This window comes from Kitasatospora sp. NPDC056651, from assembly GCF_042792155.1.
In the GTDB taxonomy this organism is placed as follows: Bacteria; Actinomycetota; Actinomycetes; order Streptomycetales; family Streptomycetaceae; genus Kitasatospora.
The window spans coordinates 46,785-67,306 of record NZ_JBHTWX010000040.1 but is presented as its reverse complement, the minus strand read 5'-3'; the positions used below and the strand labels follow the sequence as shown (position 1 = coordinate 67,306).

Here is a 20,522-nt window from a genome sequence, read left to right as displayed (position 1 = left end):
AGACGCTCGGCTGGGATACCCCAGCCGAGCGTCTACGTGATCTACTCACCGTCTGAAACCAAGCGGTGTTGCGACGACCCCTTGAACCCAAGGTCGCCGGCGTCTCCATGGGCGGGTTCGGGGCCTTCCACTACGCCCAGGACCGCCCCGACCTGTTCAGCCAGACCGCCTCCCTGTCCGGCGGCATCGACTTCTCGGTCGACTCCATGGACCTGCGGCTGGCCGCCGTCGCCTCCCTCGTCGACGGGCCGGGAGTGCTCTGCGGCCTGTCCTCCGGCACCTGCGACCCCGCGAACTCCCCCTTCAAGCCCGCCGTGGACAGCGACGCCCTGTTCGGCTCGCCGTACCCGGTGTTCAACGCGGACTGGCGGTGGAACGACGTCGACCCGTCACGGCACATGGACCGGCTCGCCGGAGTCGGGATCTCCGTCTACGTCGGCAACGGGAACGGCGCGGTCACCGACGGCGAGTTCTGGCTCGAAGGCGCCGCCAAGCACGTCAAGGAGCACATGGACGCCCTCGGCATGCCCTACCACTACGTCGACTACGGCGACGGTTCCACCTGGGGCACCCAGTGCAACGGCCGCCACAACGGCGGCTGCTGGGAGCAGGACCTCCGGGACCTGATCCCCCGGCTGGAGACGGCCTTCGCCTCCTGAGCCGACGGCCGACGACCGGCGCACCCGCGCGCCGTCGGCCCCGGACCTGGTCCCGGCGCTGATCCTGGTCCCGGTCCCGTCAGCGGAGTCACCCGGGGCCGGCCCCGGCCTCGTCCCCGCGCAGGACCATCCGGTACGTCTGGCGCAGCACCCGGCCCGGCGGCACGCCCAGCTCCTCGGCCAGCCGGCGGCGGGTCCGGTCGAACACGGCCAGGGCGTCGGCCGTCCGGCCGCAGCGGGACAACGCCCGCATCAGCATCGCGGCCACCAGCTCGTTCAACGGGTGCTCCGTGGACAGCGGGAACAGTTCGGCGACCGCCTCCCCGTACCGGCCCAGCCGCAGCTGCCACTCCAGCTTCCGCTGCGCGACGGCGATCCTGCGCTCGCCGAGCCGCAGCCGCTCCAGCTCGGCGAGCGGACCGGGCAGGCCGGCCAGGAGCTCCCCGCGGAACAGGCCCAGCGCGCGGGAGCAGAGGCCGACCGCCTCAATCAGGTCGCCCGCCCGGTGGGCCGCCCCGGCGGCGGTGACCAGCTCCTCCATCCGCGCCACGTCCACCTCGGCCACGCCGGGGACCAGCCGGTAGCCGCCCCGGTCGTGCCCGATCACCGAGTCCGGACTGTCCCCGATCCGCAGGGTCCTGCGCAGCCGGTAGATGTGGACCGGCACCACGTTGGCGACCGGCGGCTCCGATCCCCAGACACCGTCCAGCAGTTCCTGCCGGCTCAGGGCCCGCCCGGCGCGCAGCGCCAGGGCCGCGAGCACCGCCTGCCGGCGCGGGTGCCCGAGGTCCAGGCCGCGCCCGTCCTGCCAGGCGCGCAACGGCCCGAGCACCGCGATCCGCACGACGGGCTCCGCCACCCGGATCCCGGAGGTCCGGGTCCCGGCGGTACGGGGCGCCGCGGGTACGGGCCGCGCCCGGGGGCCTTGGCCGGGGGTGACGAGCCCGCAGTCGAAGGCGTGGACGATGGCGGCGGCCCGGTCGCGCAGCCCGAGTCTGCCGAGGATCCGCTCCAGGTGCGCGGCCACGGCCTCCTCGGAGAGGGCCAGGGCGGTGGCGATCTCGTCGTCCCGCAGCCCACAGCCGACGGCGTGGAGCACTTCGCGTTCCCGGTCTCCGAGCTCCCCGGCGCCCGTCCGGCCGGTGCCGGCGGTCGTCGGCATCGCTCCCCCCTCGGCGAGAGTCCCGCTTGGGTTCCGCCGGCCCGCGCGCCGCTCCCCGTACCGCGTGCGGACCGTTGCGAGGCGAACGGTACCTCCGCGCGCGGAGCGGTAAACCGCGCGATTCCCCGAGGCCGGTCCGGGAGCGGGCCTGTCGGCCTGTCCGGCCGGATCCGGTAGGACAGGCCGGATCCGGTAGGCCCGCCCCCCGCGCTAACGCAGGATGCCGACGAGCCCGTCCCCGCCCTCCGCGCACGCGAACGTGAGCGTCCCGGCTCCGTCCGGCAGGACCACGCCGGTGCCCGGCAGCAACTCCAGCATCGGACCATGGTGCCCTGGCGTCTCCCGGTCCACGACGGCGGGGCGCTCCGCCGTGCGCCACGGCGGGCGGAGGCGAAAGGCGGGCGACCCTTCATGGGTCTCCGCCCACGGGGTACCGTCGACCGGGTGCTGGAAAGACTGGAGATCGAGAGCTTCCTGATCCTCGCCGACGAACTGCACTTCGGCCGCACGGCCGAACGGCTGCACGTCTCGCGCGCCAGGATCAGCCAGACGATCCGGAGCCTGGAGCGCCGCATCGGCGCTCCGCTCTTCGAGCGGACCAGCCGCACGGTGCGCCTCACGCCTCTCGGCCGTCGGCTCCACGAGGAGGTCGAGCCCGGCTACCGGCGGGTCGAACAGGCCGTGGCACGGGCGCGGGCCGAGGCGCGGGGCTTCGCGGGCGTCCTGCCGGTCGGATATCTGGGAAGCGCGACCGGTGAGTTCGTGATGGACGCGGCGCGGGCCTTCGGCCGCCTCCACCCGGACGCGGAGGTGCGGATCCACGAGACCCAGCTCAGCGACCTGCTCGGCCCGCTGCGTACCGGCCGGGTGGACGTCCTGGTCACCCACTTCCCGGTCGCGGAGCCTGACCTGACCCGTGGTCCGGTCGTGCTCCGGGTGCCCCGGATGCTCGCGGTCCCGGCCAACCACACGCTCGCCAAGCGGCGGTCGGTGTCCCTGGAGGACCTGGCACGGGACCGGGTGTTCGCGTGCTCGGGCGACGTACCGGAGTACTGGCAGCAGCACCTGGCACCGCCGTACACCCCGAGCGGGCAGCCGGTGCGGCGGGGCAGGTCGGCGGCGACGATGCAGGAGACCCTGGCCATGGTCGGTGCCGGGCAGGGGATCTCCCCCGTCGGTGCCGATGTCGCGGCGCACTACACGCCGAGGGGCGTGGTGTACGTGCCGTTCAGTGACGCGGAGCCGGTGGAGTACGGGCTGGTGTGGCGTACGGCGGGAGAGACGGCGCGGGTGCGGGCCTTCGTCGAGGCGGCCGCCGAGTTGGCGGCCGAACTGGGGACCGCCGGGCAGACGACGGACGGGCCGAGGGCCGCCGGGCAGTAGACCGACCGGCAGAAGACCGCGGACCAGGAGCCTCCCACGTCGAACGCCCAGGGCCCCGCACCCGCGGCCGATCGGTAAGCCCGGTTTACCGATCGTTGCGCGGACGGGCGCTGATCCCGGCGGGAAGCGGCGCGAGGCTGAAGGGCGTGACGAACGATCTCGCGGCAGTCCCGCTCCCCACCCGAACACCCGGCACCCCTCCCCGACGAGCGGGCATCGCCTCGCTGTCGGCCCTCGCACTCGGGGCCTTCGCCGTCGGCACCACGGAGGTGGTCATCGCCGGTCTGCTCCCCGACGTGGCCACGGACTTCGGCATCCCGCTGCCCACGGCGGGCCTGCTCGTGTCGGGCTACGCCGTGGGCATGGTCGTGGGCGCCCCGCTGCTCACGGTCCTGGGCGCGAGGCTCCCCCGCAAGCACCTGCTGCTCTGGCTGGTCGGCCTCTTCACGACGGCCGGTCTGCTCAGCGCGCTGGCCCCCGGATACGGCGTGCTGCTCGTCGGGCGGGTGCTGTCGGCCCTCGCCGGAGGTGCCTACGTGGGGACCGCCGCCGTCGTGGCCGCGGGCCTCGTCGCGCCGGAACGCAAGGCCAGTGCCATCGCCACCGTCTTCATGGGGCTGAGCCTCGCCAACGTGCTCGGCGTCCCCGGCGGCACCGCGCTGGGTCAGGCGCTCGGCTGGCGGGCCGCGTTCTGGGGGGTGACCGCCATCGGCGCGGTGCTGCTGGCCGCGATCGCGACGCTGGTCCCGCCGATCCCCCGACAGCGGGACACCGGCTTCCGCCGGGAGCTGGCGGCGTTCCGGCGCGGCCGGGTCTGGCTCGCCCTGGCGGCGACCGCCTTCGGCTGGGCGCCCTACCTCGCCATCCTCACCTACATCACTCCCCTTCTCACCGAGGTCACCGGTTTCGACGACCGTACGGTCCCGCTCGTGCTGGTCCTGATCGGCGTCGGCATGGTCGTGGGCACCCCGCTGGCCGGCCGGCTCGCGGACCGGGCGCTGCTGCCCACGCTCTACGGGGCACTCGCCGGGATCACGGTCGTCTCCGCGCTCCTGATCCCCGCCGTGCACAGCAAGCCCGCCGCGATCGTCGGCTTCCTGCTCTTCGGCGTCGTGGGGGCCGCGGTGATCCCGCCCTCCCAGACGCGGGTGCTGGCGGCGGCCCAAGGCGCCGACAACCTCGCTTCGGCGGCCAATGTCTCGGCGTTCAACGTCGGCAACGCGGGCGGCCCGCTGCTGGCGGGCGCGGCGCTCTCGGCGGGCCGGGGCTACACGTCCTCGCTGTGGATCGCGGCGGCCCTGGGCACGACCGGCCTGGCCCTCGCGCTCGCCACCACGGCGCTGCACCGCCGCACGCGCTGACACCGCGCCGGCGCCGCACTGGCGCCGCCGTACGGTCCCGCGCACGTCGCCTGCCCTCCGGCCGACGGACCGGCACGGCGGACACGGCGGACACGACGGAACGGCGGAACGGCCGACCGCCCCGGGTTCGCCGGGCGGTCGGCCGCGCACTCCTGGCCGGGCGGGCCGGAAAGCGATGTCCTTCACCCCGCGTGCCCGGGGCACCGGCGGAGGCGGCGGCCCCCGGGAAGCGCTCCGGCAACGGGGGTGATCGCGGGCCGACGACCGCACACGAACGAGGTGACGGATTCCGGCCGTTTCGGGGATCTCCCTGCGACGAACCACCGGTGGAACGAGACTTGGCCCCCTGGACCGGGCACCCGACCAGCCCGCACCCGACGGAACATCAACTCTCTTGACACATCTGACCGTTGACGAGACAGGAGTTTCCGGATGGCCGGTTCCCCCACTCCGCGCAGAGGCGCCATGGCCGCCGGCCCGGGCGCGCCACCGCCGCCGACCCCCCACCTGCTTCCGCTGCCCGCGAACGCCGCCCCGCTCAGCTCGGCGTCCGGCCTCAACGAGGCGGGCGACATCCTCGGCGAGACCTGCCTGAACATCCCCGGCACGTTCGCCCCGCGCGCGCTGCGCTGGAACGCCCACCGGGCCGGCGTCACCACCCTGGAACCGCTGCCCGGCGAGAACGCCACCCGCCCGATTTCCAGTACGGTCGTCGGCTTCGCGGACGGCCCGAGCCCGAGGCGCACCACGCCGCTGCTGTGGCGGCCCGACGGCACGGCCGTACCGCTCCCGCCGTCCTCGCTCGGCCCCTGCGCCCGGGCCCTGAGCGTCAACGGATCGGGGGTGATCGTCGGCGAGGCCACCTGGTACGACGCGTCGAACACCCAGGACCTCCCGCGCGCGATGGTCTGGACGTCCTGATGGCCGCGCCCGGTACACGCCTCCCCCGCACCTCGACGAATCAGGAGCCCTCCGCATGACCGGCTCGCGCACCCGCCGCCCCGCCGCCCTCGCTTCCGCCGCGACGGCCGCCGCCCTCGTCCTCGGCGCGGCCCCGACCGCGACGGCCGCCCCCGCCGCTCCGTCGACGTCGACGTCGACGTCGCTGCCGGCCCCGCGGTTCCTCCCGACCCCGCCGAACACCGCCTACAGCCTGGTGTGGGGCCTGAGCCGCGACGGCTCCGTCATCGGCGAGTACCACCCGAACGTCCCCGGCCAGTCCGCCCCGCACGCCATCCGCTGGCACCCCGACCACCTCGGCTACACCACGCTGGCGGCGCTGCCCGGCGACCTGTCGGCCCACCCGTCGGGGATCAACGACACCGGCACCGTGATCGGGGCGTCCTCCCGGAGCCTGGCCGACAACCACCCGATCCGCTGGGCTCCGGACGGCACCCCGACCCCCCTGCCGCTGCCCGCCGGAGTCCTCGGCGGCAACGCGCAGGGAATCAACAACGCCGGTGTCGTGGTCGGCGGCGCGTACGACTACGCCTACCGGTCCATGCCGGTGAAGTGGCAGCCCGACGGCACCCGGGTCGACCTGCCGCCGCTGCCCGGCGACGACGCCGGCGACGCCGTCTCCGTCAGCGACGCGGGCGTCATCGCCGGCACCTCCGAGCGTCGCCTCGCCGACGGCCACTACAAGGAGACCCCGGTGCTCTGGAGCCCGTCGGGCGCCGTGAGCGCCCTGCCGCTCCCGCCGGGCGTCGACGGGGCCCGGGTGGTCCGGATGTCCCACAACGGCGTAGTGCTCGGGCAGGGGCGGCGGGTCGGGGACGGCGAGTACGAGTTCGACCGGGTGCTGGTCTGGACGCCCGACGGCGCCGTCCGCGACGCCGGCTACGGCCGGGCGAGGGCCGTCAACAGCGCGGGCACCGCCGTCGGGGCGGCCTTCGACGCCAACCGCTCCACGTTCGCCGCCCGCTGGAACCGGCACGGTGCGCAGACCCTGCTGGACGGCCCCGCCGGCCGGCAGAGCGAGGCGATGGCGGTCAACAGCACGGGCACGGCCGTCGGCGACGTGCAGGGCCCCGACTGGAACCGGACCACGGCACTGCTGTGGCGGCCGGATGGGACGGCCGTGCCGCTCCCGCCGTCCCCGCTCAGCCCGTACGCCCACGCGAGCTTCATCAACGACGCCGGGGTGGTCGCCGGAATCGCCGTCGAACTCGACGCGGCCGGCGAGCCCGTCGCCGCCCGTCCGGTCGTCTGGACTCGCTGACGCCACACCACCGGACGGCCGGTCCCCGGGATGACCGGCCGTCCGGCCGTGGCCGGCGCCGCCCCGGCCCCGGCCCCGCTACCCGGGCGGTCGCGACGGCCTCACCGCCGCGAACCGGTGCGCGTCAGACCACCGCCCCGTTGTGGTCGCGCGCCCGGGCCGCCTTGGCCTCCCGGGCCTCCCGCGGCCGTTCCGGGAACCGGTCCTGGAGCAGCACGACCACCGGCATCGCGGTGAACACCGTGGACGCCGTGCCCACCAGGACCCCGGCCAGCAACGCCACCGCGAAGTCGGTGAGCGAGTCGCCGCCGAGGAGCGCCAGGGCCATCAGGACGAACAGCGCCCCCATGCCGGTGTTCACCGTCCGGGGGAGGGTCTGCGCCACGGCGCGGTCCGCGAGATCCGCCCAGCTCGTCTTCGTCCCGGTCCGGCGCAGCTCGCGCAGCCGGTCCAGGACCACGACCGTGTCGTTGACCGAATACCCGACGATGGTGAGCAGCGCGGCGAGGAAGACGCTGTCCACCGGCTTGCCCAGCCAGGCGAAGAGGCCGAGGACGATCAGCAGGTCCTGCGCCATCGCGATCACCGCGGCGGCCGCGAGGGTCCACCGGAAGCGGATCGTCAGGTAGAGCAGTTGGGCGGCGACCGCGAGCCCGAGCGCGGCCAGCGCGTAGCCGCGCAGTTCGTTGCCGAGGCTCGGTCCGATCAGTTCGTCGCGTTCCACGGACAGTTCGCCGGTGACGCCGGTGAGTGCCTCCCGGATGCGCTGCTGGTGGTCGTCGCCGGTCTCCTTGGTGCGGACGGACACGCCGATGTCGCCGGTGGTCTGCACCGTGGCCTGCGGGAATCCGGCGTCGACCACGGCCGCGCGGGCGGCGTCCGCGTCGACCCGCTGCGTGGCGGTGTACTGCGCCGCCCGGCCGCCGGTGAACTCGACGCCGAAGTCCAGGCCGCGTCCGCCGATCCCGGCCAGGGCGAGCAGCAGCAGGCCTGCGCAGGCGCCCAGCCAGCGCCGCCGGTGGCGCATCAGCCGGGGCGGACGGCGGGTCAGCCGGGTCCGGATCCGGCCGACGGTGGCCATGCCGGTGAGGGTGGGCCGCCGGACGACGGCGGGCCGGCGCACCGCCCACTCGGCGAGCAGCCGGGTGATCAGCATGGCGGAGAACATCGAGGCCAGCACGCCGATCGAGAGCGTCACCCCGAAGCCCTTGACCGGGCCGGTGGCGAACGCGAAGAGCAGCCCGGCGGCGAGCAGCGTCGTCACGTTGGAGTCGGCCACGGCGCTCCACGCCTTCGCGAATCCGACGCGGAGCGGGCGCCGCAGGTCGCGTTCCCTGCCGGGGCCGGCCGCCCGGGGAGCGGTGTACTCCTCCCTGGCCCGTTCGAAGACCAGCACGTTGGCGTCCACCGCCATGCCGATGGCGAGCACGAAGCCGGCCAGCCCGGGCAGGGTGAGCGTCGCGCCGAGGGCGACCACGGCGGCGTACGAGATCAGTCCGTAGAGGGCGAGCGCGACGGTGGCCAGCACGCCGAGCAGGCGGTACACGGCGATGACGAAGGCGCCGGTGCAGAGCAGGCCGATGACGGCGGCCAGGGCGCTGGCCCGGATCGCCTCGGCGCCGAGGGTGGGGCCGACGGTGCTCTGTTCGATCACCGTCACCGGGACGGGCAGGGCGCCGCCCTTGACCAGGGCGGCGAGGTCCCGGGCCTCGTCGGCCGAGAAGCCGCCGGTGATCTGCGTCGAACCGCCGGTGATCCCCTGCCCGCAGGGCACGCTGTCCTGGACGCCGGGGGCGGACAGGACGCGGTCGTCGAGCACGATGGCGACCCGGCGGGCGGGGTCGGTGGGCGCGGCGCACGCCGCGTGGCCGGTGAGCCGGGCCCAGGCGTCGCCGGCCGAGCCGCGGAAGGAGAGGTCGATGCTCCAGCCGAGGCCCGTGCGGGTGTCGAGGACGGCCGAGGCGTCCTTGACGCCGTCGCCGGTCAGTTCCGGCGGGCCCAGCCGCAGGTGGCCGCCGGGGAGGGCGGGGTCGGCGAGGACCCGGGAGCCGTCCGCGGCGGGGGGTCCGGCCGGGCCGTCGGCGGTCGCGGTGACGGGGTGGAAGGTGAGCTGGGCGGTGCGGCCGATGACCCCGGCGGCCTCGCGGGGGTCCTGGACGCCGGGGAGTTCGACGACGATGCGCTGCTCCCCGGCGCGGGTGAGCGAGGCCTCGGCGACGCCGAGGCCGTCGACCCGGCGGCGCAGCACCTCCAGTGCCCGGTCGGTGGCGTCCGCGTCGGCGCGGACGGTGGGCGAGTCCCGGGTCTCCAGGACGATCCGGGTGCCGCCGCGCAGGTCGAGGCCGAGGCGTGGCGGGGTGGTCAGGGCGACGTAGAGCGAGACACCGACGACGGCGAGCGCGACGAGCGCGCGCCAGAACGTGGCACGGCGAGTAGGCATGGGTACTCCACGGGCGGTCCGCGGGAGCCGGGCGTCCGCAGGGGGACGCCGCACCCGGGACGGGCGGACGCGAGGGGACGGTGCGCCGCCGGGAACGCTCCGGGCACGGTGGCCGGAGTCCTCCCGTCCGGGCCGCGGGCAGGCCGCGGCACCCGGTCGGCGGGCGCGGTGGAACGTCAGCTGGACCGGGTGGAGGGGGGACCGCGGGTGTGGCGGGGGTCGTAGTGGCCGGACGGCGGCGCCCGTTCCTGACGCGGCCCCGAGGCGTACGTCCCGGGACGGGGCCGGGGGGCGTCGGTCCGGGCGGCCGGGAGCGCGGCCGGCGGGAGCGCGGGCAGCCGGACGCCGGGCTCGGCGGCGGCGGTCTGCCGCCGGACGACGTCGACGTCGGGGCGGTCCGCGGTGCGCCGGACCTCGGCGCCCGCCGGGCCGAGCCGTACGGCGGCGGGGGCGGGAGCGGGGGCGACCGGGGCCGCGACGGCGGGCGGCGCGTCGGGGACCGGCCGCGCCGCGCCCGTCGCCGTGCCTGTCGTCGCGCCGAGGAGGACCTGGCAGACGGCCCAGACCGCGAGGAACGCGCAGGACAGCGCGGCCGCCGCGGTCCGACGTACGCGTCGCTCCACTGCGCCCCCTCCCCGCTCGTGCCGTCACCCGGTCCCGTCCGCAAGAAGCTCTCACTGTAGGCGACGGCGTTGCCGGCCGCGGAATTTTCTGCGCCGTGAACCTGTCAAAGCAGCTGTCCCGTACTCCAGGATGACAAGCGCACGACTCGAAGGAACGACCTGACCGACGGACACCTGGGAGCCGCACCATGGGCATCGCACGTCGTGAGCTTCTCACCTGGGGCGCGGGCCTCGCCGCCGGCGCCGTCACCGGCCTCGCCCTGCCCGGCAGCGCCCGGGCGGCCGCCGTCGCCACCACCCCGCGCGGCCTGCCGACCGACAGCTGGATGAGCCGCCTGGACGCCGGCGTCTCCCTGCTGGACCTCACCATCCCCGGCACCCACGACTCCTGCTGCGAGAACCCCGCCTACGGCACCGAGTGGTCGCACACCCAGAACTGGGGCCTCCCCCAGCAGCTGACCGAGGGCATCCGCTTCCTCGACATCCGCTGCAACGGCCTCCAGGGCGCCCCCGACGAGCTCGGGATCTACCACGCCGACGCCTACCAGCACCTGCGCCTCCAGGACGTGCTCGACCAGTGCCGCGACTTCCTCCGGACCCACCCCGGCGAAACCGTCCTGATGCGGCTGCGCAACGAGCGCGCCGGCGGCCAGGCGCTCGACGACACCGAGTTCATGCGGCGGGTCGACCACTACCTCGACGCGCTGGGCTACCGCGGCCTGTTCCACTTCCACGGCTGGCCGACCCTCGCCACCGCCCGCGGAAAGGTCGTCCTGATCGCCGACTTCGCCAACCCGTGGGACCTGATCGACTGGTCCAGCGGCGAGAACGGCTACTTCGACACCCAGGACCTCTGGCAGACCGGCGGCCTCGACCCCCTCGGCACCAAGGGCGGGCGCATCGTCGCCCAGTTCGACAAGGCCTTCGCCAACCCGTCCTACCCGAAGATGTTCGTCAACTTCCTCTCGTACGCGGGTGGCTACTGGCCCAGGACCAGCTCGCAGTCACTGATGGACCGCACGGTCTACCCGTACCTGAGCGCCCGCACCCAGCAGCGCGCCCGGTTCGGCATCGTGCCGATGGACTTCCCGGACCTCCACGTCAACGTGCTGCGGATGCTGATCGACAAGAACGTCGTCCAGAACCTCGCCTAGCGGCGGCCCGGCCGGTCATTCGGCGAGCTCCGGACGGACACCGGATCCACACCCTCCCCCCGCCGCCCGGAACTCCGGTGCCCCCGAGGTGGCCGCGTTGGTAGTCTCCGGGCTGACCAGTGGCCCGGACCGAAGGACACCATGGACGACACCTCCGCGTCGGGCCGCCCCATCGGCAGCCACGCCGCCCACGAACTGGCCGACGCCGCCCAGGTGTTCGCGTACGCCATGAACCACCACTGGTCCTATCGCGGCATGGACGATCCCGACCTGCGGGAGATCGCGGCCGTGCTGCGCGACGGCCTGGCCAGGCTGGCCGACGCACTGGAATCCGGCGAGGAACTGGCGAACGATCGGCCCCGAGGGGCAGAACCGGACGGCGGGGGCGCCGCGCCCTGGCGGGAAAGCCGGGAACTCCTGCTCAAGGCGCGCGACGCGATCGCCCGCGCGGTGCCCGAGGACTTCGACGAGGAGGGTGCGGACGACTGGCCGGGCGATCCGGTCGCCCATCTGTACCGCCTGCGCAAGGCCCGGTTCCGCACCTATCCGCGCTGACCGTCGATCCGCCCGGATCCCTCGCAGCACCGAACGAAGCCCGACTGGGGCGAGTCCGGACGAGACGGTGTGACCGCCGGTCGGGGAAATCGGGGAACGACACCCGGTTCCGCCCGTCCACAGGTGCCACGGCCCCGGCGAGGGGCAGGCTGTTCCCCGTGACCGCGTCCGCACGGGCGCGGTGCGCGAGCGGAAGGACGAACATGACGAGCACGCGTGGCCGCGTCGCCGCCCTGCTGGGCGCCGTCGCGGTGATCGCCGGCACCACCCTGGCCGCCCCTTCGGCCGGCTTCGCCGCCACCGCCGGAACGGACCGGGGCGGCGGCGGGATCACCGGGTGGGCGCCCTGCCCGGACGCCCCCGAGTTCACCTGCGGGACCCTCACCGTCCCGCTCGACCACAGCGGCGCCGCCCCCGGCACCCTCGACCTCGCGGTGGCCGTCACCGGCAACACCAACGCCCCGAGGGGCGACCTGCTGTTCCTCACCGGCGGCCCCGGCCAGCCCGGCGTGCCGACGATGCGGCGGATCGCCGGCAAGCTGGCGCCCGTCCTCAAGGACTACCGGCTGGTGATGTTCGACCAGCGCGGCACCGGCCGGGGAGCGCTCCAGTGCCCCGGCCTCCAGGAGGACATGGGCTCCTCCGACCTCGCCGTACCCCGCAGGCAGTCCGTCGCCGACTGCGCCGCCGCCCTCGGCCCGAACGCCCGCTTCTACAGCTCGGCGGACACCGTCGCCGACATCGACCTGCTGCGCCGCGCCCTCGGCGACCGGCGCCTGACCCTGGACGGCGTCTCGTACGGCACCTTCGTCGCCGAGCGGTACGCGCTCGCCCACCCGGCGCACGTGGCCCGGCTGGTGCTCGACTCGGTGGCGCCGCCCCAGGGCCTCGACCCGCTCGACCTGGCCGCGCTGCCCGCCACCGCCCGGGTGCTGCGGGCCGCCTGCCGGGCCACCGGCTGCACCACCGACCCGGCCGCCGACCTCGCCGCCACCGTCCGGCGGTACGGCAACGGGGCGAAGATCCTCAGCGCGCTCACCGGCTACGAGTTCATCGACCCGGACTTCGGCGGCGTCCCGGAGATCCTGCACGAGGCCGCCGCCGGGCAGCCCGCGAAGCTCCGGGACTTCTTCGACCTCGTCCACCGGGAGGTCGACGCGGCCCCGGCCGAGGAGCTCAGCCAAGGGCTGCACTCCGCGACTCTGTGCGCCGACTCGCGCTTCCCGTGGGGCACCACCGACACCCCCGTCGCGGGCCGGGCGGCCGCGCTGGAGCGCACCCGGCAGCGGCTGACCGCCGAGCAGACCTGGCCGTACGACCCGGCGACCGCGACCGGGCTCGGCAGCCTCCTGGTCTGCCTGGACTGGCCGCGCGAGCAGGTGCCGCCGGCGCCACCGGCGCACCGCAGGCTGCCGAACGTGCCGGTGCTGCTGCTCGGCGGCGACCGCGACCTGGCCACGCCGTACGAACTGATCGACCAGACGGCCGAGTTGGCGCACGACCCGGAGATCGTGATCGTGCCCGGGGCGGCGCACTCGGTGCAGAACCGGGCGGCGAACCCGGCCGGGAGGCAGGCGGTCTACGACTTCCTGCTGAGGTAGCGGGAGCCGCCGGCGGGCCGTTCCGTGCCGGGGGACGAAGCGGCGGGCCGCCCCGTCCCCCGGCACGGTGTCAGGCCGGCTCCCCCGCCCGCAGTTCGGTGGCGATCCGGCGCCGGCCGGCGACCAGCGTCTCCGCCACCACCCCGAGGGCGACCAGCAGGGCCAGGCCCACGGTGGGCAGCAGCACCGGCGCCAGCACGGGGGTGATGGCCTCCGCGACCTTGACGCCGACCAGCGTCGAGATGTCGAAGGCGCCGCCCAGCAGGGCGACCGCCGCCAGCGCGACCAGGCCGCCGCCGACGGCCGCCGCCAGGGTCTGCGGCAGCGCCTCGGTCATGATCAGGGCCAGCCCCTGGCGGGGCCGCAGGCCCATGGTGCGCAGCCGGGCGAGCACGGCCGTGCGGTCGGGCGCGGCCCGTACCAGCGTCAGCAGTACGGCGAGCAGGGCGAATCCGGCGGCGGCGAGGCCCGCGTACCAGAACAGGCGCCCGGCGGCGCGCTGCAGCGGGTCGTCGCCGAGTGCGACGGCGGTCTCCCGGCTGCCGTGCACCGTGTATCCGGTGGGCAGTCCGTGGGTGGACTTGCCGCTGGCCGCGGCCTCGTCCGCGACCAGCTTGGCGAGGCCGACGGGCTGGGCTCCGGCGTTGTCCCGCAGGACCGTCCTGACCGCTTCGGGGTCGACGTCGCCGACGGCGAACCACTTGTTCACCCGCCTGGCGTCCGGCAGCCGTTCCCAGGCGGCGCCGGCGGGGACGACGACGAAGGGCTTGCCCGGGTCCGGCAGGGCGGGGGTGGCGGTGACGGTCCCGGTGACGGACAGGCGCAGGTCGTTGCCGTTGGGGGTGCGCACCGAGCTCGTCCCCGCGGCGAGGCGTTCGGCGAGGCCGGGGCTGACCAGCGCGGGCACCGGGGTGTCCGGGCCGCCGGGTGCCGCGGCCAGTTTCGCCGGGTCGAACCCGCCGGCGCCGAGGGTCCGGGCGATCTCGGCGTAGGCGGCCGGGTCGACCACCATCAGCAGGTAGACGTCGGTGCCGCGCTGGTCGGCGCCGATGACGCGGGTCTTGGGCTCGACCCACACGGCGGTCGAGGCCCGGACGCCCGGCAGGGCGCGGGCCGTCTCGGTGAACGGCTCGGTCAGGGTGGCGTAGTCCGGGAGGGAGACGCCGATGTCGCCGCCGGTGGCGATGCGCGCGGCGCGGACGCGTACGTGGTCGACGGTGTCGAGCACGGTGGCGCCGAAGCCGGTCGTGGTGACGGCGATGAGCAGGGCGAGCAGCGGCAGCGCGGAGGGCTTGCGGCGGCCCGTGCCGTCGCGGGCGGCGCGGGCCAGGCCGAGGAAGCCGATCGGTCCGCGGCCCCGAGCGGCGAGAGCGGCCAGCCGGCCGACCACCACCGGTTCGATCCTGGCCAGCAGCAGTCCGCCGGTGACGGCGAGCAGCAGCGGGGCCGTGACCAGCAGGGGGTCCAGTCCGGCGCCGGTGCCGACGCCCCGGCGGCGGAGTTCCGCCACGGCCGCCGCGGTGATCGCCAGGACGGTGAGTTCGCCGACCAGCCGGCGTCGGCCGCCGGCCGCCCTCGGGCGTGCCCACAGCAGGGCCGCGCGGGCCGGGAAGGCCAGCAGGGCGATGAGGGCGACGGTCAGGGCCGCCAGCACCGGGCTGCCCCAGCGGGGGGTGGGCAGCAGCACCAGGGCGAGGGCCGTCGCGAGGGCGGCGGCCGGCAGGACGGTGACCGCGCCCTCGGCGACCAGTCGTCGCAGCACCCCGGCGAGGGAGCCGCCGCGGGCCCGCAGCAGCCTGATCTCGCCGGCTCGCCGGTCGATGGTGAGGGCGGCGGCCAGGAACAGCACGACGGTGGCGACGCCCGCCGCGCCGGCCGGGCCGATGCTGCTGAGCGACAGTGAGGCCCGGTAGCGTTCGTCGGCCCGGGCGAGGATGTCGGGCAGGTCCGAGCTGGTGTGCAGGTCGGCGCGTCCGGTCGCGGCGGCCAGGGCGGTGGCGTCGGGTCCGGTCAGCAGGGAGTTGACGGCGTCGCGGGTGCGGTCGAGCCGGTCGGCGTGCAGCGAGGCGGGGTCGACGGGCAGCCGCCAGAAGTTCTCCGCGCTCGAACCCCACCGGGCCATCGCGGGCAGACTGGCGCCGTCGACGAACCCGGTGGTCGTCCAGCGTTCGAACTCGGGCTCGAGCCTGAGGCAGGCGCGCAGCGGGCAGCCGAGGTCGGTCCAGAACGGGTCCTGGGGGTCCTTGGCCTGGTAGAGGCCGACGACGGTGGTGGTCCGCGGGGCGCCCGTGCCGTCGGCGCCGTTGTCGACGACGTCGCCGAGCTTGATGTGGATGGTCTCGGCGGCCTGCTTGCTGATCACGATCGGCAGCGGGCCGCCGTCGGCGGCGCCGGGGGCGGGCCAGGTGCCGTCGGTGAGGGTGACCTTGCCTGCCAGGTCGTGCAGGTAGAGCAGGTCGAGGTCCGGCAGGGGGTGCTTGTCCGAGAGGTGGACGTAGCCCGGATTGCCCATGGTGCGGGTGGCGACGGCGCGGGCGCCGTAGGCCTCGCCCGGGGCCGGCGTCAGCTGTCGGCCGAGCGCGTCGGCCAGGTGCCCGCGCACCTGGTCGAGCGTGGCCGCGTCGTCGTGCTCGCGGACCTTGGAGGCGGTGCGCAGGCTGGTCTGGTTGAGGCTCTTCTGGCTGACGAAGTCCTGGAGCGCCGTGTCCGCGCCCCGGTCCGCGACGCGGGGGAAGGCCGCCGCCAGGAAGACGGTGACGAACACGAGGGCCGCCATGAGCAGCGCGGCCCCCGGGCTCGCCCGCAGTCTGGTGCGTACCCAGCGCGCGGGGCGGTGGGTGGTGTCGGTGGTGGGCACGCGGGTGCCGGCCTGGGTGGTCACATCTCCTCCACGTGGCGCGGCACGGTCGGCCACGTCTCGACGGCGGCGTCCGGCGCCGCCGAAACAAAGAACCCTCGGGGGTACTCCGGGGTTGGCACGGTCAGCCGGTGAAGCCGAGTTCGCCCAGCGCCTCGTCGATCCGGGCCCGGTGCAGTTGCTCCCAGGCGTCGAGGCTCTGCGCCGCCTCCTGGGCGAGTTTGGTCCGGGCCGCACTCAGCACCTGCGCCTGCCGGTCGGCGGGGGTGACCACGACGCCCTCCTCGTCGGCGACCACGATGTCCCCGGGACGCACCAGCACGCCGCCGCAGCGCACCGGTTCGCCCAGGCCGCCGAGGGCCTTCTTCGTTCCCGGGATCGGGATGACGCCGCGGGCGAAGACGGGGAAGCCGGCCTCACGGATCTCGCCGAGGTCCCGCAGGAGGCCGTCGGCCACGAAGGCGGCGATGCCCCGGCGCTGTGCGACGGCGCACACGTTGCCGCCGGCGAGGGCGTGGTCCAGGTCTCCGGACTCGACGACGACGACCGATCCCGGCTCGGCGCGGTGGATCGCCGCGTGCAGCATGAGGTTGTCGCCGGGCACGCACCGGACGGTGTACGCCGGGCCGGCGACGCGTGGCACGGGCGTCCACAGCGGCCGGATGCCGGCGTCCATGACCTGCGGGCGGCCGAGGAGGTCGGCGAGCGTGGTGGGCGGAATGTCCCGGTAGGGGCTGTAGGCGCTCATCTGGTCCTTCTCTCTCGTTCTCTCTGCCTAACGGGGCGTCCGGGCGCAGGCGTTCACGAGGGCGGGTGGCCAGGGACGTTCCGCTGCCGGCACCCGGCCACCCCTCCTCCCCCTCCCCCCGGCGCCGGTCGGCAGAGGAGGCGAGGAGGCCGGGCATGCCGCAAGCGGCCTTCCCCCGTTCCCCCGTTCCCCCGTGTGGGTTGCCGGACGGACTGTACCCGGGTGCGCTCCGCCCTCGACGGGTCGCGGGGCGGTCCCGGCGCCGGGTCTACGCCCGGTGGCGCCCGGCGAGGTCGCCGTAGCCGCCCGCCGTCCAGACCGCCTCGCGGAACTCCGCGAGGCCGAGGGCCCCGGTGCCCTGTCCGGCGGTGGGCGGGAAGTGCGCGGTGCCGCAACGGGCGCAGTACCAGGCCTGGTTCCAGAGCCGTTCGGCCCGGGGCCGGCCCGCCAGTCGCCGCCGCCTGGCGCGGTACAGCGCGATCGCGCCCGCCGCCAGCGCGACGGCAACGGCCAGGAGCAGGTACGAGACCAGGAGCACGGTCGGGGTGCCGCTCGCGTCGGCGAGCGGGGCCGCCGCCTCCGGGAGCGGCGAGGCCTGATCGGCCCCCGGGAAGCCCGGGAGGTGGGTGTGGAGGCCGCCGGGGAGGCTTGGGCGGTCGCCGGGGAAGTCACCGGGGAATCCCGGGAGGTCGCCGGAGAATCCCGGGTTCTTCGTCACCCAGTCCGGTGGTGAGAAGTCGGGCGTGTGGGTGGTGGCCGCATCGCGCTGCCTCATGCCCTCGACGAAGGTGAAGACCGCGCCGAGCATCGCCGCGAAGGCGAGGGGCACCAGGGCCTGGACGGCCGGGCCGGTCGTGGGCGGCGCGGGTGCCAGGGCCCGGCCGAGGGCGGAGACCTCCTCGCGGGTCTCGGTGCCGCCGGAGCGGCCGTCGCGGCCGGAGGAGCGCACGGTGACGCTGCGCCGCTCGCCCAGGTGGACCGCCGGTACCCGGCGGACCTGGTCGGTCATCGCGCAGCCCGGGCACGGCGGCGGGGAGCCGTGCGGCGGTGGCGCGGGTACGGCGTCGTTGATCGGCATGTGCCAAGTCCCCCCGAAGTGCGGCGGTCGAGCGACCGTTCGTATCCAGGTGGACGCCGCCGCGCGGCCCGCGGTTGCGGCCCGCCCGGGTCCCGGGAGGGCCTCCGGCGCGGCCGGGCGGGAGGACGGGGACATTCCGTCAACCTGGCATATTCCGTCCTCCTTGGCGGACTTGAAAGCGGCCCCGCGCATCGGCAGAGTGTTGGCCAGTGAACCGGCACCATCGCTACGAGGAGGATGCAATGACGCAGACGCCCGTACCGTGGGGCATCGGCAGGATGACGCCGTACGCGCCCACCACTGCCACGCTCCCGGCGCTCACTCCCGTGATCGACCCCGAGACGCAGATCGCGGTCGTCGTGGACGAGGACGGCCGCACGGTGGAACTGGGTTCCCACGGCACCAGCACCAGTGGGCTCACCCCGACCACCACCCGCCCCGGCGACGGGGCCGGGCCGGGCGGCTCGACGGACGCCGACAGCACCGAGTCCTACGACCAGGACCAGAGCGCCAGTTGACGCTCCACCGCACACGGCCGGTGCTGGTCCTGACCAACCCCTGCGACGTCACCGCGGACGTCGTCCTGCGCGTCCTCGCGCAGCGCCGCGTTCCCGTGGTCCGTCTCGACCCCGGCACCGACCTGCACACGGGCACCTCGCTGACCGCCTCGTTCCGTACGGGCGGCCGGCGGGGCACCCTGCGCACCCCGAGCCGTGAGCTCGACCTCACCGAGGTGGGGTCCGTGTGGGTGCGCCGGGCCTCGCCCTACGAGGGACCGGCCGACCTCGACGGCCAGGAGCGCCGCTTCGCCGCCGCGCAGTCCCTGTGGGGCGCGGGCGGCGTCCTCGCCTCCCTCCCCGGGGCGCACTACGTCAACCACCCGTGGGCCAACCGCGCCGCGGAGCACAAGCCCGCCCAGCTCGCCGCCGCGCAGCGCCTCGGGTTCGCCGTCCCGGACACCCTGATCACCAACGACCCGCGGGAGGCACGGGACTTCGTGGCCCGCCAGCCCGCCGGGGCGGTCTACAAGCCCGTGTGGAACACCCCGTACTCCGTCGACGGCGAGCCGCGGGCGGTGTGGGTGCGGGAGGTGCGGGCGCGGGAGATCACGGACGCGGTCCGGGCCTGCCCGCACCTGTTCCAGGCCCGCGTCCCCAAGGCGTTCGACGTCCGGGTGACCGCCGTCGGCGACCGGCTGTTCGGGATCCGGATCGACAGCCCGGACCTCGACTGGCGCCACCGGCAGGACCTGATGGCCTGCACGCCGATCGCCGTGCCCGAGCCGGTCGCGCGGTCCGTGGCCGACTACCTGGGCCACTTCCGGCTGGTGTTCGGGGCGTTCGACTTCGCCGTGACGGGTGACGGCGACTGGTCCTTCCTCGAATGCAACCCCAACGGCCAGTGGGCGTGGCAGCCGCCCGGGACCACCGAGCGCATCGCCCACGCCCTCGCCGACGAGCTACAGAGAGGCCCCGACGCATGAGCACCTCCCAAGAGCTGCGCGCCGCCCTGGCGGCCGGCCTCGCCGAGAACGGCGAGCTGTCCGATCCGGACTGGATCAAGGCGGCCGAGGCGGTTCCCCGTGAGGTCTTCGCCGGGTCCTACTTCCTTCCCGTCGAGGGCGGCGGCCCGACCGCCTACCGGGCGGTGCGGCCGACGGACCCCGGCTGGCTGGAGGGGGTCTACAGCGACCGCACCCTCGTCACCCAGCTCGACGGCCGCACCGGCGCCGACGACGTGGGCGGGCAGCCGGTGGTCGGGGCCCCGTCGTCCTCCTCGACGCTGCCGTCCCTCGTCCTCGGGATGTGGCAGCGGCTCGGGACGGACAGCGGGCACCGCGTCCTGGAGATCGGCACCGGCACCGGCTACTCGACCGCGCTGGGCGCCCACCGGCTCGGGGACGCGAACGTCACCAGCGTCGAGTACGACCCGCGGGTGGCCGAGCGCGCCGCCGCCGCCCTGCGGACCGCCGGCTACGCGCCCCGCCTGGTCGTCGGCGACGGGCTGCGCGGCGACCCGGGCGGCGGCGCCTACGACCGGCTGATCGCCACCTGCTCCGTCCGCTACCTGCCGCTGCCCTGGCTGCACCAGGTGAAGCCGGGCGGCCGCATCCTGGTCACCGTGTCGGGCTGGAGCTACGCCTCGGGCCTGGCGGAGCTCACCGTGACCGGTCCCGGCGAGGCCACCGGCCGCTTCCTGCCCGGCTACACCAGCTTCATGATCGCCCGCCCGCACGACCGCCCGCCGCACTCGACCCTCGCCATGCTGCCCGGCGACGAACGGCCGAGCCTGATCGACCCGGCCGTCCTCGACGGCTGGACCGGCGGCTGGGTCGCCCAGCTCGCCGCCCCCTCCGCCGAGCGCATGGGCGGCGGCGGGACGCAGATCCTCTCCGACGTCGCCACCGGCTCCCAGGCCCGCACCACGCCCCGCGCCGACGGCGGATGGACCGTCACCCAGCGCGGCCCGCTGCGGCTGTGGGACCGGGTCGAGGAGGCCGTCCGGCTGTGGCGGCGGGCCGGCGAGCCGCACCAGGAGGGCTTCGGGATCACGGTCTCGGCGGCCGGGCAGCGGGTGTGGATCGGCGGGGAGGACGGCCCGGGCTGGAACCTGCCGATCTGAGCGGCGGCCGTCGGCAGCCGTCGCCGTCGGCGGCCCCCGCTCGTCCGGTAGCCGTACC

The 20,522-nt window shown here is 75.5% G+C and carries 16 protein-coding genes and 1 pseudogene; 11 read left to right on the top strand and 6 right to left on the bottom strand.

Features of this window, described 5'->3' with window-relative positions; all coding sequences use genetic code 11:
- Positions 1–92 precede the first annotated feature (92 nt).
- A pseudogene (locus ACFRAR_RS17880) lies at positions 93–659 on the top strand (alpha/beta hydrolase-fold protein); the annotation flags it as partial.
- Between the two features lie 88 nt (positions 660–747).
- Here the strand turns inward: ACFRAR_RS17880 and ACFRAR_RS17875 are convergent.
- Positions 748–1,821, bottom strand: coding sequence for a BTAD domain-containing putative transcriptional regulator (locus ACFRAR_RS17875; RefSeq protein ID WP_380699023.1), 1,074 nt, complete (start codon positions 1,819–1,821; stop codon positions 748–750).
- 444 nt (positions 1,822–2,265) lie between these two features.
- Here ACFRAR_RS17875 and ACFRAR_RS17870 point away from each other — a divergent pair, with 444 nt between their 5' ends.
- From ACFRAR_RS17870 to ACFRAR_RS17855, 4 genes are all read left to right on the top strand, one after another.
- The gene (locus ACFRAR_RS17870) at positions 2,266–3,204 is read left to right on the top strand and encodes a LysR family transcriptional regulator (RefSeq protein ID WP_380699022.1); all 939 of its coding nucleotides are present in this window, start codon (positions 2,266–2,268) and stop codon (positions 3,202–3,204) included.
- A 146-nt stretch (positions 3,205–3,350) separates the two neighbouring features.
- Entirely contained in the window at positions 3,351–4,565 is a 1,215-nt protein-coding gene (locus ACFRAR_RS17865; RefSeq protein ID WP_380699021.1) for an MFS transporter, read from the top strand.
- 432 nt (positions 4,566–4,997) lie between these two features.
- Positions 4,998–5,486 carry a hypothetical protein gene (locus ACFRAR_RS17860; RefSeq protein WP_380699020.1) on the top strand — a complete coding sequence of 163 codons (489 nt, stop codon included), beginning with the start codon at positions 4,998–5,000 and terminating at the stop codon, positions 5,484–5,486.
- A gap of 55 nt (positions 5,487–5,541) precedes the next feature.
- On the top strand, positions 5,542–6,786 hold the full coding sequence (locus ACFRAR_RS17855; RefSeq protein WP_380699019.1) for a hypothetical protein: 1,245 nt from the start codon (positions 5,542–5,544) through the stop codon (positions 6,784–6,786).
- A gap of 124 nt (positions 6,787–6,910) precedes the next feature.
- Here the strand turns inward: ACFRAR_RS17855 and secD are convergent, their stop codons facing one another.
- Both secD and ACFRAR_RS17845 read right to left on the bottom strand, forming a co-directional pair.
- Positions 6,911–9,226: a protein translocase subunit SecD gene (gene secD / locus ACFRAR_RS17850; protein WP_380699018.1), complete on the bottom strand. Its 2,316-nt coding sequence runs from the start codon at positions 9,224–9,226 to the stop codon at positions 6,911–6,913.
- A gap of 176 nt (positions 9,227–9,402) precedes the next feature.
- A complete protein-coding gene (locus tag ACFRAR_RS17845) occupies positions 9,403–9,849 on the bottom strand; it encodes a hypothetical protein (RefSeq protein ID WP_380699017.1) in 447 nt (148 codons plus the stop codon).
- 188 nt (positions 9,850–10,037) lie between these two features.
- Between ACFRAR_RS17845 and ACFRAR_RS17840 the strand changes: the two genes are divergently transcribed.
- The 3 genes from ACFRAR_RS17840 (at position 10,038) to ACFRAR_RS17830 (ending at position 13,159) form a co-directional block, all read left to right on the top strand.
- Entirely contained in the window at positions 10,038–11,003 is a 966-nt protein-coding gene (locus ACFRAR_RS17840) for a phosphatidylinositol-specific phospholipase C (RefSeq protein WP_380699016.1), read from the top strand.
- 141 nt (positions 11,004–11,144) lie between these two features.
- A complete protein-coding gene (locus tag ACFRAR_RS17835) occupies positions 11,145–11,558 on the top strand; it encodes a hypothetical protein (RefSeq protein ID WP_380699015.1) in 414 nt (137 codons plus the stop codon).
- Positions 11,559–11,761: 203 nt separating this feature from the next.
- Entirely contained in the window at positions 11,762–13,159 is a 1,398-nt protein-coding gene (locus ACFRAR_RS17830; protein WP_380699014.1) for an alpha/beta fold hydrolase, read from the top strand.
- A 70-nt stretch (positions 13,160–13,229) separates the two neighbouring features.
- On the opposite strand, the gene ACFRAR_RS17825 is transcribed toward ACFRAR_RS17830, so the two are convergent.
- From ACFRAR_RS17825 to ACFRAR_RS17815, 3 genes are all read right to left on the bottom strand, one after another.
- Positions 13,230–16,040 (bottom strand): hypothetical protein, encoded by a 2,811-nt coding sequence (locus ACFRAR_RS17825; protein WP_380699013.1) that lies wholly within the window; start codon positions 16,038–16,040, stop codon positions 13,230–13,232.
- A gap of 100 nt (positions 16,041–16,140) precedes the next feature.
- A complete protein-coding gene (locus ACFRAR_RS17820) occupies positions 16,141–16,764 on the bottom strand; it encodes an RraA family protein (protein ID WP_380699012.1) in 624 nt (207 codons plus the stop codon).
- Between the two features lie 268 nt (positions 16,765–17,032).
- Positions 17,033–17,842: a hypothetical protein gene (locus ACFRAR_RS17815; protein WP_380699011.1), complete on the bottom strand. Its 810-nt coding sequence runs from the start codon at positions 17,840–17,842 to the stop codon at positions 17,033–17,035.
- Positions 17,843–18,084: 242 nt separating this feature from the next.
- On the opposite strand from ACFRAR_RS17815, the gene tgmA reads away from it, so the two are divergent.
- Genes tgmA through tgmC form a run of 3 tightly spaced genes read left to right on the top strand, consistent with a single transcriptional unit; the run spans position 18,085 to position 20,464 of the window.
- Positions 18,085–18,360 (top strand): putative ATP-grasp-modified RiPP, encoded by a 276-nt coding sequence (tgmA, locus tag ACFRAR_RS17810; RefSeq protein ID WP_380699010.1) that lies wholly within the window; start codon positions 18,085–18,087, stop codon positions 18,358–18,360.
- Positions 18,357–19,325, top strand: coding sequence for an ATP-grasp ribosomal peptide maturase (tgmB, locus tag ACFRAR_RS17805; protein ID WP_380699009.1), 969 nt, complete (start codon positions 18,357–18,359; stop codon positions 19,323–19,325). Before tgmA ends, tgmB begins: the two co-directional genes overlap by 4 nt.
- Positions 19,322–20,464, top strand: coding sequence for an ATP-grasp peptide maturase system methyltransferase (gene tgmC, locus ACFRAR_RS17800; protein ID WP_380699008.1), 1,143 nt, complete (start codon positions 19,322–19,324; stop codon positions 20,462–20,464). Before tgmB ends, tgmC begins: the two co-directional genes overlap by 4 nt.
- Positions 20,465–20,522: the final 58 nt, after the last annotated feature.